Raw genomic sequence first — 13,379 nt, 5'->3', positions numbered from 1 at the left:
GATGCCCGGTGAGTTTCGATTCTTCACCCGTTTGCAGGAGCCCGGCGTGAGCGTCAGGACCCGGAGGCGGCAGCCTGCGTAACCACGTAGGGTCCACTCATGCCGGCACCGAGCACCGTCGGCGCCCCACACCGAACAGCAGGAGGATTCAGGCGTGTCGTCTGCACGCGATTTCCGCAACGTCGCCATCGTGGCCCACGTCGACCACGGCAAGACGACCCTGGTCGACGCCATGCTGCGCCAGTCGGGCGCCTTCGCCGAGCGGGCCGAGCCCGTCGATCGCGTGATGGACTCCGGGGATCTGGAACGCGAGAAGGGCATCACCATTCTCGCCAAGAACACCGCGGTGCACCGGCATCATCCGGACGGCTCGGTCACCGTCATCAACGTCATCGATACCCCCGGTCACGCCGACTTCGGCGGTGAGGTCGAGCGCGGCCTGTCCATGGTGGACGGCGTCGTGCTGCTGGTCGACGCGTCCGAGGGGCCGTTGCCGCAGACCCGGTTCGTGCTGCGCAAGGCGCTGGCCGCGTCGCTGCCGGTGATCCTGGTGGTGAACAAGACCGACCGTCCCGACGCCCGCATCGAGGAGGTCGTCGAGGAAAGCCACGACCTGCTGCTGGACCTGGCCTCCGATCTGGACGACGCCGCCGCCGAAGCCGCCGAACTCGCACTGGACCTTCCGGTGCTGTACGCCTCCGGCCGAGAGGGCAAGGCGTCCAAGGAACGTCCGGAGAACGGCAACGCGCCCGCCGCCGAGAATCTCGACGCGCTGTTCGACGTGCTGCTCGAACACATCCCCGCGCCGAAGGGCGATCCGACCGCGCCGCTGCAGGCGCACGTCACGAACCTGGACGCCTCGGCGTTCCTCGGCCGCCTCGCGCTGGTCCGCATCCACAACGGCGAGCTGCGCAAGGGGCAGAACGTGGCGTGGATGCACGCCGACGGCGTGAAGCAGGTGAAGATCACCGAATTGCTGCAGACGATCGGCGTGGAGCGCCAGCCCGGTGAACTCGCCGTGGCGGGCGACATCGTCGCCATCGCGGGCATTCCGGACATCATGATCGGCGACACCCTCGCCGACATCGATGAGCCCGTCGCCCTGCCGCGCATCACCGTCGACGAGCCGGCCATCTCGGTCACCATCGGCACCAACACCTCGCCGCTGGTGGGCCGGGTGCAGGGGCACAAGCTGACCGCCCGCATGGTGAAGGCGCGCCTGGACCAGGAATTGGTCGGCAACGTGTCGCTGCGCGTGCTCGACATCGGCCGCCCGGACGCCTGGGAGGTGCAGGGCCGCGGCGAGCTGGCGCTGGCCATCCTGGTCGAGACCATGCGCCGCGAGGGCTTCGAGCTGACCGTGGGCAAGCCGCAGGTGGTCACCAAGCAGGTCGACGGCAAGGTGCACGAGCCGTACGAGGAGCTGACCATCGACTGCCCCGACGAGTACCTCGGCGCGATCACCCAGTTGCTGGCCGCGCGCAAGGGCAAGATGGTGCAGATGAGCAACCACGCCGCCGGCTGGGTGCGCATGGAGTTCATCGTCCCCTCGCGTGGCCTGATCGGCTTCCGCACCGACTTCCTCACCGAGACCCGCGGCACCGGCATCGCCAACGCCGTGTCGCACGGCTACGCGCCGTGGGCGGGCGAGATCCGGGCCAGGCACACCGGCTCGCTGGTCTCGGACCGGTCGGGCACCGTGACGCCGTTCGCCATGATCCAGCTGGCCGACCGCGGGCAGTTCTTCGTCGAGCCCGGCGCGGACACCTACGAGGGGCACGTGGTCGGCGTCAACCCCCGCGCGGAGGATCTCGACATCAACGTCACGCGAGAGAAGAAGCTGACCAATATGCGCAGCTCGACCGCCGACGTGATCGAGACCCTGGCCAAGCCGCTGCAACTGGATCTGGAAGGCGCCATGGAGTTCTGCGCCGCCGACGAGTGCGTGGAGGTCACTCCGGAAGTGGTCCGCGTGCGCAAGGTGATCCTCGGGCAGAACGAGCGCGCGCGCGAACTGTCGCGGCGTAAGGCTCGCGACCGCGCGGCCCTGTAACCGAATCCGCTGAACGGAATCCGGTGTCGCCGCGGCGCGCCGGATTCCGTGTCGGTGAAGTGCCTGGTGGAGTCCTGCGTGTGTTCGCCATACCGGGCGCGGGCCGTCCGATGTAGCTAATCGTTCCGCAGGCCGAATCTTACTCCGCATAGTCCAGCAGAAATTCGAAACAGCTCGGAGCTGGATTGATGCAATATGTGAATCGCATTCCTTCTGCAATAGCTGATCCGAAGTAATTCGTCTGGTTTTCAGATCGTTCGGCACGCGGATGTGGAAATCGAGCGAGTGCATAGCGAATTGATTTCCGGTGAGCTCGCGGGCCCTGTCGTATCAGTGCCAGAAAACTCGTCGCGGTGATCCATGGCTCAGTGGGAATTGTCGGCGGAAGTGTGTTGTTCGGCGTTTCCTCGCTCCGCGCACGCGGCGGAGAGGCGTCCTGGTGCGACGAGCTGCGTGACGGGTCGAAGTGGGCTTGACATGCGACGATCAGGTCGCACGGACCTGCGCGGGCGTTGCCGGGCACTGCGCAGCAGGAACTGGTTACCCAGCCATTCATGGTGTCGACGCAATCGTTCACTTTCGGCGTAGAGAGGCGACTTATCCGTTCCGCAGAAGCTGCCGCCGTGCGCCCCCTGGCCTTCTGTAGAACGATCCGCGCCCGAGTATTGCGGCCGCAGCCGGTAAACCGAATATTTGCCGAGGCTGGACACTGTATGGTCGCGCCACCTCGCCGACCGGCGGCGCTCTGCCGTTTCTCCGGCGTCGATATCCACTCGCGCCCGTGTTTCCCCCGACCACGGCAGTAATCTGCGAACGAACGCGCCCGTACGGTAGAGTTCCCGAGCGTGAAAGTGGGCGCAGGAAAACGCGCAGCGTGGCGCACGTTGTTGCCGGCCGTGGCAGCGCTGACCATGATCAGCAGCTGTGCGGCGAACCCGCCGCCGCCCATCGAGAGCACCGACAGTCCGAAGACCACACCGGTCAAGCCCGCGGAGACGACCGTCGTGGTCGCCTTGGACACCATCGGCACCGCGTTCAATCCGCATCTGCGCTCGGACCAGTCCCCGGCCACCTCGGCGATCGCCTCTCTCGTGCTGCCCAGCCCGTTCCGGCCGGTGCTCGATCCGGCGCGTCCCGGAGCGACCACCTGGGTGCCGGATTCGTCGTTGCTGATCTCCGCCGAGGTGACCGCGCAGGAACCGTTCACGATCACCTACAAGCTGCGCAACGAAGCGTCCTGGTCGGACGGGGCGCCGATCGCGGCCGAGGACTTCCGCTACCTGTGGCAGGAGATGATCTCCGAACCGGGCGTGGTCGACCCGGCCGGATATCGGTTGATCTCGGACGTGAACTCGTCGGCCGGCGGCAAGACCGTCACCGTCGTGATGTCGCAGCCGTATCCCGGGTGGCCGGAGTTGTTCCGCGATCTGCTGCCGTCCCACCTGCTCAAGGACGCCCCCGGTGGATTCGCCCGGGGAATGAACGGCCAGGTCAACGGCGTCCGCGTGTCCGGGGGACCGTTCGGGATACGGTCGGCGGACCCGGGCCGCGACGAGATGCTGCTGGAACGCAACGATCGTTTCTGGGGCACACCGGCGATGCCGGGGCAGATCCTGCTGCGCCGCGGCGGCACGACCGCCCAGCTGGCGGGTTCGCTGCGCACCGGTGACGTGCAGATGGCGCTGGTCCACGGCGGCGTGGCGACGCAGGCGCAGCTGGGGGCGATTCCCTCGGTGCGGACCGCGATCATGCCGCAGTCGCGGGTGCTGCAACTGGCGCTGAACGGGCGCAAAGGCGAACTGAGCGATCCGCGAGTGCGTTCGGGTGTGCTGGCGCTGCTGGATCCCGCCCTGCTGGCGACGGTCGGCGCGCAGACCGGCAACTGGGTGGAACCGGCTCGCGCGCAGGTGCTGGCGCCGTCCGACCCGGGCTACACCCCGACCGCCCCGCCGCGGCCGTCCGCGGAGGAGGCGTTCGCCCTGCTCGCCGCCGCGGGATACGGGCGTGCGCCCGAACCACCGCCCGCGACCTCACCGACCTCCCCCGCGCCGCAGCCGCGCACCGTCGGCAAGGACGGCAAGCCGCTGGTCGTGCGCATCGGCGCGGTCGACCGGGACGCTACCGCCTTGGCGGTGGCCAACACCGCCGCCGACCAATTGCGCAGCGCGGGCATCGACGCGACGGTGCGCAGCGTCGCCGCCGACGAGCTTTACGGCAAGGAACTGATCGAGGGCACGGTCGACGCGATCGTCGGCTGGGAGGTGGCCGGTTCCGACCCGGCGACCGTGCTGGCGTCCCGCTACGGGTGCCCGCCGCCCGCCCTGCCGGGGGTCACCGGCCCGGCGCAAGTCATCGCCGAGGCGGCGCAGCGCGCTCCGAGCAATCTGTCCGGCGTCTGTGATCCGGCCCTGCAACCCGCGATCGACGAGGCCTTGCGGGGCGGCGACGTGGGACGGGTGCTCGCCGAGGCGGAGCCCAAGCTGTGGGCCATGGCCACGGTGCTGCCGATCGTGCAGGACAACGCGGTCGCCGCCTCCGGTCCCCGGGTGGACGGCGCCTCGCTCAGCGGCGCGATCCAGGTCGGCATCTTCGGCGACGCGTCCATGTGGCGCCGGATCCCGTGACGGCGGCGACCGGCGGGCTGCTGCTGGTGCACGCCCATCCGGACGACGAGTCCATCACCACCGGAGGGACGATCGCGCACTACCGCCGTCGCGGTGTGCCGGTCACGGTGGTCACCTGCACCCTCGGCGAAGAGGGCGAGGTGATCGGCGAGGACTGGGCACTGCTCGCCGCGCAGCACGCCGACCAGCTCGGTGGTTACCGCGTGCTGGAGCTGACCCGTGCACTCCAGGCGCTGGACGCGGGGCCGCCGCTGTTCCTCGGCGGCGCGGGCCGCTGGCGCGATTCCGGAATGGCGGGAACTCCCGCCGCCAACAAGCCGCGCGTCTTCGTGCGCTCCGGAGACGAAGCCGTGCGGGCTCTCACGGACGTGATGCTCCGCGTGCGCCCGCGCGTGGTGGTCGGCTACGACCCCAAGGGCGGCTACGGCCACCCGGACCACATCCGCGCACACGAGATCACCACGTCCGCGGTGCGGGCCGCCGCGGGCGAGGGCTGGGACATCGCGAAGTTCTATTGGACCGTCACCGACGCCGACATGCTGCGCTCGCACACCACCGCGCTGGCCCGGCGCACGGCCGCCGGGCTGCCCGGCGCGCTGCCGCCCGGCTGGCGGCTGCCCGCCGAGGGCGAACTGGCGAGCGTGCCCAGCCACGAGGTCACCACCACGATCGACGTCTCCGACGTGCTGGCGGCCAAGCGCGCGGCGCTGCGGGCGCACGCCACCCAGGTCACCGTCGCGCCGTCCGGGCGGGAATTCGCGCTGTCGAACAATGTCGCCCAGCCCGTGCTGCCGGAGGAGCATTTCATTCTGGTGCGAGGCCGCCGCGGACCGCTCGGGCCGGACGGCCGGGAACACGATCTGTTCGCCGGAACGGAATGACGAGTACCGTGCGGCGAAACGTGGCGATCCCACCGGCGAGTTCCCGGCGATCGCCGAGCTCTCCGGCCGGCCAGGAGAACTGATCATGCGCCTCGGAACCCCGGAATAGACTCGGCAGTATGTACAACTGGGAGCTCCAGAACGCGATCGCGGCGTTCGTCGACAGTATGCGGCCGCACTGGCAGGAGCAGCACGACCTGTATATGACCGTGCTGTACGCGTTCGCCGATATGCAGAGCCACCTGTTGACCCTCCTCGGCTACCCGCCGGTGCCGTGACGACCAAGGTGAACGACCACACCGGCGATCACGTTCCCGTGGCGTCCGGCGCGGCCCGGCTTCCCGCGGGCGTGCTCCTGGGGCAGGTGATCGTCGTGTTGCTGATTCTCGACGCCCTGCTCACCTTGGCGCTCGAGGTGCTGTACCTGCCGGCCTATCTGGGCTCCCTCGCGTTCCCGATCTCCGTCGTAGCGGCCGGGGTGGTGAACGTCCTGCTCGTCGCGGGCGTGCGAACGGTCACCCGGCGTCCCGCGGTGCTGGGGCTTCCCGTGGTGGCCTGGGCGTTCGGCTTCCTGGTCTGCGCGAGCAGGGGACCGGGCGGTGACATCCTGCTCGGCAGTGACTGGCGGACGGCGCTGCTGCTGTTCAGTGGGCTGCTTCCGCCCCTGGCCTACATCTACATTCAGGCCAACAGCCACCTCTTCGGTCGCGGCTGAGCCGGGCGGGGCGAGCGAGCCGGACCGCCAGGGTGGCACGGCGTCCGTGAGCGGCGCGCAGGTCGGTGAGCGGCGCGCCGGACGGTGAGCAGTGCGCCCGGTCGGTTCAGCGGTGCGCAGGTCGGTGGACAGTGCACCGGGTCGGTTCAGCAGTGCGCCGGGTCGGTTCAGCAGTGCGCGCCGCACCACCCCGGGCCGCGCACGCGCCACCGGCGCATGACGCTCGGTCAGCGGGCTGCGGTCAGCCCCGGAGTGACCGCTTCGATGAGCTGCCATGCCGCGTCGGCGGGAAGGTCGACCACCGCGTAGCGCTTCTTGCCCGCCGCGGTCGCCGCCACCACCGTGGCGACTCCGGCGCGCCGCTGGAACCAGGTCTGGCGCACCGTCCAGCCGATCACGCCGGGCGCTTCCAAGCAGTCGCGGTCCCGGTCGAGCGATCCGGTCCGGGTGATCAGCCAGGTCGGGCCCGCGGCCGTGCGGGGCAGCACCGAGTGCCCGAGGCCGCGGTAGCGGTCCTCCGCGAGCGCGATCGCGATCGGCAGGGTGAGCCCGGGCAGCAGCCACCACCACGGCGAATAATGCTGGCCCGCAAGAGAGACATAGGCCATCACCAGTGCGAGGAAGACGACCGGCGCGAGCGTGCGGGTGTACCTGCGGCGCCGTGCGGCCGGGCCGTGCAGGACCAGCGGAGCGCTGCCCGGCGCGGGGACGGTGCGCACGCCGGACGCCCCCGCTCCGGTGGGCCACGCGTGCGGACCGGCGGGCAATTCGTCGGCGCGCACCTCGCCGGGGGCGAGCAAGTGGCCGAGGGTGTGCTCGACGGCGCTGCGCGGGGCCTGCGGCAGGATCTTCTGCCGCGGGTTCTCGCCGGTCATGATCGCTTCGAGTTCGGCGGCGCCCGCCAGGCGCAGCAGCAGCGGTTCCTTCACCGTCGCCCCGCGCAGCCGCGCCCGGTCGAGGGTGATCTGGCGGGTGGTGAACAGGCCGTGGCGCAGCTGCAAGGTCTTGCCGTCGTCGCGCACGCGCAGCCCGAAATAGGTGGTCAGATAGTGCGCGCACGCGGCAGCGCTGACCACGAGCACGATGCCGCACAACAGCGCGGCTCCGGCGAGCGCGAGGACGAGCGCGCCGCCGTCTTCCACGTCGTGCACCGCGTCCGACCGGAACACGACCTCCCCGAGCCCGTATTGCAACGCGAGGCCGACGATCGGCGCGACGATCGCGAACCCGGTCAGCGACAGCGGGGCGTAGCGCACCCAGACCGGACGCCAGTGCCCGATCTCGCGCGCCCGGGTCCGCGTCCCAGCGAAACCACCGGATGCACTGTCCTGCGGTTCTTTTCGCTCCTCGGGTTCGTCCGCCCGCTCGGCGGTATGGGCGAGCAGCGCGGCGCGCAAGGGCGGCACCACCCGGGCGGCCAAGGCGTCCAGCTTGAACTGCTCACCCGAATCGGCCTGCTGGCCGGTGCCGATCGCCAGCACCGCGAGCCCGAGCATCCGGTGCAGCAGGTCCGCCTCGATGTCCACCGAGCGGATTCGCGATCGCGGCACCGACAGCTTCTTCCGTGCCACCAGTCCGGTTCGCAACTCGACGTGCGTCGGCCCGACCCGATACGTCGTGGTGAACCAGCGGGTCAGCGCGAACCCGACGATCAGCACGACCGGGATGACGCTCCACCCGTGGTTGCCGCTGCTGGTACCGAGGATCACCGACCCGATCAGCACCGGGATGAACTTCACCACCTCGGTGATCGGGTGGACCAGCAGCATCCGCTTGTCGAGCCGCTGCCACGGTTGCTCGGCCCGCGCGATGCCCGCGTCCGGTTCGCCGCTCATGTCGCGTCACCGCGGTGCTGGGCGGCGATCCGGGTCAGCCGCGTCACGGTCTCCTCGGCGACCGGGAGATCCAGTGCGCTGATCTGCACCGCTCCCGCGGAGGACGCGGTGGTGACGGTGACCGTGGCCAGTCCGAGCAGGCGCTCCAGCGGGCCGCGCTCGGTGTCGACGGTCTGTACTCGCGAGATCGGCGCGACCCGGCTCTCCTGAGTGAGCCAGCCGACCCGGGTGTAGACCGCCTCGTCGGTGACCTCCCAGCGGTGCACGGCGTATCGCCACCACGGCGCCACCCCGATGTTCAGCGCGGCCGGTACGAGGGCGGCCAGGAAGAATCCGAGCTGCCACCCGCGGTGCGCGGAGTCGAGCAACGCCCACACCAGCAGAGCCGCGAACGGAACCACCCAGGCCAGCACGGCCTGCGCGGTCCACAGCAACTTGGCTTTCGGACTCGGGCGCCAGGCCGGGTCGGCCATGATCGTGCGCGGCTGCGACATGTTGCCAATGTTTGCACGACCACGCGAGTGCTGTCGCAGGCAATCGTCAGCGGCTCAGGGCGACGTCCCCGAGTGGGCAGGCGGTTGCGTGCGAGACCGCCGGAGTCTTGCGAGGCGATCAACTTCGTTGGGTCGCAACGCATCAGGCATACGTCGGATCGCCGGTCGAGTGCGCGATAGGAGACTGCGCGATGAGTCGTCGTTACGGGCGCGGCCCCGGTGCAGCCGCTCCAATGGAGATCGTCCTCGGCGCGGCGGCCCCGCCGGCGGTCGCGCAGGAGCCGGCGCGGTGCCCTGGAATAGCCTCGGGCAGCCCGCAGTTGTCAACGCTCAACGGCGCTCCCGTCCCCGCGGGGGCTCCGTGGCGAGCGGCACGGTGGCCCGTCCGCTTCGCCGCAACCAGCACTGGAGGGAGACAGTTCCGGATGTGTAGCGCATGATCGAGGGCGTGATCGACCTACCGAACCCGAGCGTCCCGTCCGCGCCGCCCAGTCCATCGGCCATGCGCCGGGCGCTGCGCAGGGCCCGCGACGGCGTCACGTTGAACGTGGACGAGGCCGCGGTGCTGCTGCACGCGACCGGTGACGACCTCGCCGACCTGTGTCGCAGCGCCGCGCGGGTGCGCGATGCCGGGCTGGCGTCCGCCGGGCGTCCCGAGACGATCAGTTACTCCCGCAACGTCTTCATCCCGCTGACCCGGCTGTGCCGGGACAAGTGCCACTACTGCACCTTCGTCACCGTGCCCGGCAAGCTGCGCGCCGAGGGCAATGGGATGTTCCTCGAACCCGACGAGGTGCTCGACATCGCCCGTCGCGGCGCCGCGCTCGGTTGCAAGGAGGCGCTGTTCACCTTGGGCGACCGCCCCGAGGACCGCTGGCCCGAGGCCGCGCAGTGGCTGGACGAGCGCGGCTACGACTCCACGCTGGACTACCTGCGCGCCGTGTCGATCATGGTGCTGGAGGAGACCGGCCTGCTGCCGCACTTGAACCCGGGTGTGCTGTCCTGGGCGGAGATCGCGCGGCTCAAGCCGGTGGCGCAGTCCATGGGCATGATGCTGGAGACCACCTCCACGCGGCTGTTCACCGAGAAGGGCAACTGCCACTACGGCAGCCCGGACAAGGACCCCGCGGTGCGGCTGCGCGCCATCACCGACGCGGGCCGGCTCTCGGTGCCCTACACCACCGGCATCCTGGTCGGCATCGGCGAGACGATGGCCGAGCGGGCCGACTCGATCATGGCGATTCGCAAGCAGCACAAGGCGTTCGGGCACATCCAGGAAGTCATCGTCCAGAACTTCCGCGCCAAGGACGACACCGCGATGCGGGACGTTCCGGACGCGGGCCTGGCGGAATTCCTCGCCACCATCGCCGTCACCCGCCTGCTGCTCGGGCCGGACGTGCCGGTGCAGGCGCCGCCGAACCTGGTGTCGCACGAGGAGTGCCGGGCGTTGATCGAGGCGGGCATCGACGACTGGGGCGGCGTCTCGCCGGTGACGCCCGACCACGTGAACCCGGAGCGGCCGTGGCCGAACCTGGACACCTTGCGGGAGATCACCGAGGCGGCGGGCTATCAGCTGGTCGAGCGGACCTCCGCGCACCCGAAGTACGTGCGCGCGGGCAACCCGTGGGTGGATCCGCGCATCGGCGCGCACGTCGCGGCGCTCACCGACCCGGCGACGGGGCTGGCGAATCCGGACGCCCTCCCGGTCGGTCTGCCCTGGCAGGAACCGGACGAGTCCTGGGATTCGGCCGGCCGCGTCGACCTCAACACCGCCATCGACATCGAGGGCCGCAACACCGAGGCCCGCAGCGACGCGGCGCTCGGGCAGGACGTGGTCGGCGCGTTCGGCGACTGGGACACCATCCGGGAACAGGCGCGCGACCTCGCCGCCGCGCCGCAACGGCTGGCCGCCGACGTGCTCGCCGCGCTGCGCGCCGCCGAGCGCGACCCGGCCGGGCTCAGCGACGCGGAATACCTCGCGCTGGCCACGGCGGACGGCGCCGAGCTGGAGGCGGTGGCCGCGCTGGCGGATCAGCTGCGCAGGGACACGGTCGGCGACGACGTGACCTACGTGGTCAACCGGAACATCAACTTCACCAACATCTGCTACACCGGGTGCCGGTTCTGCGCCTTCGCCCAGCGCAAAGGCGACGCCGACGCGTTCACGCTGAGTACGGACGAGGTCGCCGACCGGGCCTGGGAGGCGCACGTGGACGGCGCCACCGAGGTGTGCATGCAGGGCGGCATCGACCCGGACCTGCCGGTCACCGGATACGCCGACCTGGTGCGGGCGGTCAAGCGGCGGGTGCCCTCGATGCACGTGCACGCGTTCAGTCCGATGGAGATCGTCAACGGCGCCTCGCGCGGCGGCCAGAGCATCCGGGACTGGCTGGTCGCGCTGAAGGAGGCCGGACTGGACACCATTCCGGGCACCGCGGCGGAGATCTTGGACGACGAGGTGCGCTGGGTGCTCACCAAGGGCAAACTGCCCACCTCGGCGTGGATCGAGGTGATCACCACCGCCCACCAGGTGGGGATCAGGTCCAGCTCGACGATGATGTACGGCCACGTGGACAATCCGAAGCACTGGGTCGGGCATCTGCGGGTGCTGCGCGGAATCCAGGACGAGACCGGTGGCTTCACCGAATTCGTGCTGCTGCCGTTCGTGCACCAGAGCGCGCCGCTGTACTTGGCGGGCGCCGCGCGGCCCGGGCCGACCAACCGCGACAACCGCGCCGCGCACGCGCTGGCCAGGATCATGCTGCACGGCCGGATCCGGAACATCCAGACCAGCTGGGTCAAACTCGGCACCACCGGAACCCGGGTGATGCTCAACAGCGGCGCCAACGATCTCGGCGGCACGTTGATGGAGGAGACCATCTCCCGGATGGCGGGTTCGCAGCACGGCTCGGCGAAGACGGTGGCGGAGCTGGTGGAGATCGCCGCGGGCATCGATCGTCCGGCCCGCGAGCGTACGACGACCTACGGCGTGCCGGAACGCAAACTGTCGGCGTTGCCGTTGACGGTGGGTTAGTCCGCTGGCCACGGCGATAGGTTCCGGCCCGCGGTGCGATCGGTTTTCCCGGTTCGCCGCGGCGCCGGAGACCGGCGCAATGACCGATCGCTTCCTCCACGCTCCGCCGCGACCTCGGAAGACGCGGTGACCTCCGAGTAAGCCGGGTGGCGGAGTGGAATTCGCCCCTCGCGTCACCGTGCGCGACTCCCGAAGTTAGGGCAGGCTGACCAGTAGTAACGTGGGGTTGCCGGGATAGGGTTTCGCCGGGCGGACTATCCCGCAGGCGAGGACAGACTAGGAGAGCGGCAGTGCCGTACATCATCGCTGAACCGTGCGTTGACGTGAAGGACAAGGCATGCATCGAGGAATGCCCCGTGGACTGCATCTACGAGGGTGGCCGGATGCTGTACATCCATCCCGACGAGTGCGTGGACTGTGGTGCATGTGAGCCGGTGTGCCCGGTCGAGGCGATCTTCTACGAAGACGACACCCCGGACCAGTGGAGCGGCTACGTCAACGCCAACGTCGACTTCTTCGACGAGCTGGGCTCGCCCGGCGGCGCCACGAAGGTCGGCAAGGTGGACTACGACCCGCCGTTCGTCAAGGAACTGCCCCCGATGGCGAGTGAATGAGACCTGACGTGTCACCGCGTGGCCGGGTCAGCAGCCTGCTGCCCGATTTTCCCTGGGACACCATCGCCGCGGTGAAGGTTCGAGCGGCCGCCCACCCCGGCGGAATCGTCGATCTGTCCGTCGGCACTCCGGTCGACCCGGTCGACCCGCTGATCCGGACGGCGTTGAACTCCGTCGCCGCGGTCCCGGGATACCCGACCACGCACGGCACCCCCGAACTCCGCGCGGCCGCGGTCGACGCGCTGAAGCGGCGGTACGGGATCACCGGACTCGAGCCCGCGGCCGTGCTGCCCGCGATCGGCACCAAGGAGCTGATCGCGGGACTGCCCCGGTTGCTCGGCCTGGGCGCGGGCGACCTGGTCGTCATCCCCGAGGTCGCCTATCCCACCTACGAGGTCGGCGCCCTGCTGGCGGGCGCGCAGGTGCTGCGCGCGGACGGACTGACCAGGCTCGGCCCGCAGACGCCCGGGCTGATCTACGTGAACTCGCCGTCCAACCCGACCGGCCGGGTACTCGGCGTGGAGCATCTGCGCAAGGTGGTGGCCTTCGCCCGCGAGCGCGGCGCGATCGTCGCCTCCGACGAGTGCTACCTGGGTCTGACGTGGGAGGGGCGCGCCGTCTCCTTGCTCGACCCGGAGGTGTGCGACGGCGACCACACCAACCTGCTCGCCGTGCATTCGCTGTCCAAGACCTCCAACCTGGCCAGTTACCGTGCCGGGTTCGTGGCCGGTGACCCGGCGCTGGTCGCCGAACTGCTCGAAGTGCGCAAGCACGCGGGCATGATGGTGCCGTTCCCGATCCAAGCCGCGATGACGGCCGCGCTCAGCGACGACGCGCACGAGGCGCGGCAGCGCGAACGGTACCGGGCCCGTCGGGACCTGTTGCGAAAGGCGCTGGAGGGAGCGGGTTTCCGGATCGATCACTCCGAGGCGGGCCTGTACCTGTGGTCCACGCGCGGTGAGTCGTGCCGGACCACCTTGGACTGGCTGGCCGAGCGCGGAATCCTCGCCGCGCCCGGCGACTTCTACGGCCCCGGGGCGAGCGAGCACGTCCGGATCGCGCTGACCGCGACCGACGAGCGGATCGCGGCGGCGGCCGAACGACTGGCCGCGGGCTGACCCTCGGGGGA

At 70.2% G+C, this 13,379-nt stretch carries 10 protein-coding genes; 8 read left to right on the top strand and 2 right to left on the bottom strand.

The window, feature by feature from the left end:
* Positions 1–154: 154 nt before the first annotated feature.
* The 5 genes from typA (at position 155) to ON27_RS22695 (ending at position 6,273) form a co-directional block, all read left to right on the top strand.
* Positions 155–2,053 (top strand): translational GTPase TypA, encoded by a 1,899-nt coding sequence (gene typA / locus ON27_RS22710; protein WP_043731426.1) that lies wholly within the window; start codon positions 155–157, stop codon positions 2,051–2,053.
* A gap of 911 nt (positions 2,054–2,964) precedes the next feature.
* Positions 2,965–4,677 carry an ABC transporter family substrate-binding protein gene (locus ON27_RS22705; protein WP_051046901.1) on the top strand — a complete coding sequence of 571 codons (1,713 nt, stop codon included), beginning with the start codon at positions 2,965–2,967 and terminating at the stop codon, positions 4,675–4,677.
* A complete protein-coding gene (gene mshB, locus ON27_RS22700; protein WP_043731490.1) occupies positions 4,674–5,558 on the top strand; it encodes an N-acetyl-1-D-myo-inositol-2-amino-2-deoxy-alpha-D-glucopyranoside deacetylase in 885 nt (294 codons plus the stop codon). Before ON27_RS22705 ends, mshB begins: the two co-directional genes overlap by 4 nt.
* Before the next feature lie 119 nt (positions 5,559–5,677).
* Complete coding sequence (locus ON27_RS43945; protein ID WP_169334215.1) at positions 5,678–5,836, top strand: hypothetical protein; 159 nt, start codon at positions 5,678–5,680, stop codon at positions 5,834–5,836.
* Positions 5,833–6,273: a hypothetical protein gene (locus ON27_RS22695; protein WP_051046898.1), complete on the top strand. Its 441-nt coding sequence runs from the start codon at positions 5,833–5,835 to the stop codon at positions 6,271–6,273. Before ON27_RS43945 ends, ON27_RS22695 begins: the two co-directional genes overlap by 4 nt.
* A gap of 227 nt (positions 6,274–6,500) precedes the next feature.
* Here the strand turns inward: ON27_RS22695 and ON27_RS22690 are convergent, their stop codons facing one another.
* Positions 6,501–8,108, bottom strand: coding sequence for a PH domain-containing protein (locus ON27_RS22690; RefSeq protein ID WP_043731419.1), 1,608 nt, complete (start codon positions 8,106–8,108; stop codon positions 6,501–6,503).
* Positions 8,105–8,602, bottom strand: coding sequence for a PH domain-containing protein (locus tag ON27_RS22685; protein WP_051046897.1), 498 nt, complete (start codon positions 8,600–8,602; stop codon positions 8,105–8,107). The genes ON27_RS22690 and ON27_RS22685 overlap by 4 nt, the downstream gene beginning before the upstream one ends.
* Positions 8,603–9,038: 436 nt before the next feature.
* Between ON27_RS22685 and ON27_RS22680 the strand changes: the two genes are divergently transcribed.
* The 3 genes from ON27_RS22680 (at position 9,039) to dapC (ending at position 13,368) form a co-directional block, all read left to right on the top strand.
* Positions 9,039–11,636 carry a bifunctional FO biosynthesis protein CofGH gene (locus ON27_RS22680; protein ID WP_043731413.1) on the top strand — a complete coding sequence of 866 codons (2,598 nt, stop codon included), beginning with the start codon at positions 9,039–9,041 and terminating at the stop codon, positions 11,634–11,636.
* A gap of 290 nt (positions 11,637–11,926) precedes the next feature.
* Positions 11,927–12,250 (top strand): ferredoxin, encoded by a 324-nt coding sequence (gene fdxA, locus ON27_RS22675; RefSeq protein ID WP_043697397.1) that lies wholly within the window; start codon positions 11,927–11,929, stop codon positions 12,248–12,250.
* Positions 12,247–13,368 (top strand): succinyldiaminopimelate transaminase, encoded by a 1,122-nt coding sequence (gene dapC / locus ON27_RS22670; protein ID WP_043731410.1) that lies wholly within the window; start codon positions 12,247–12,249, stop codon positions 13,366–13,368. The genes fdxA and dapC overlap by 4 nt, the downstream gene beginning before the upstream one ends.
* Positions 13,369–13,379 lie beyond the last annotated feature (11 nt).

Origin of the sequence: Nocardia asiatica NBRC 100129 (assembly GCF_000308415.1) — a bacterium.
GTDB classification, from domain to species: domain Bacteria; phylum Actinomycetota; class Actinomycetes; order Mycobacteriales; family Mycobacteriaceae; genus Nocardia; species Nocardia asiatica.
This window is presented reverse-complemented; position numbering and strand designations above follow the sequence as displayed.

What these genes read in the sequence shown, in the direction of transcription:
- dapC (WP_043731410.1), top strand. Translation starts at nt 12,247, where the DNA reads ATGAGACCTGACGTGTCACCGCGTGGCCGGGTCAGCAGCCTGCTGCCC.
- ON27_RS43945 (WP_169334215.1), top strand. Translation starts at nt 5,678, where the DNA reads ATGTACAACTGGGAGCTCCAGAACGCGATCGCGGCGTTCGTCGACAGT.
- ON27_RS22690 (WP_043731419.1), bottom strand. Translation starts at nt 8,108, where the DNA reads ATGAGCGGCGAACCGGACGCGGGCATCGCGCGGGCCGAGCAACCGTGG.
- ON27_RS22680 (WP_043731413.1), top strand. Translation starts at nt 9,039, where the DNA reads ATGATCGAGGGCGTGATCGACCTACCGAACCCGAGCGTCCCGTCCGCG.
- ON27_RS22705 (WP_051046901.1), top strand. Translation starts at nt 2,965, where the DNA reads ATGATCAGCAGCTGTGCGGCGAACCCGCCGCCGCCCATCGAGAGCACC.
- ON27_RS22685 (WP_051046897.1), bottom strand. Translation starts at nt 8,602, where the DNA reads ATGTCGCAGCCGCGCACGATCATGGCCGACCCGGCCTGGCGCCCGAGT.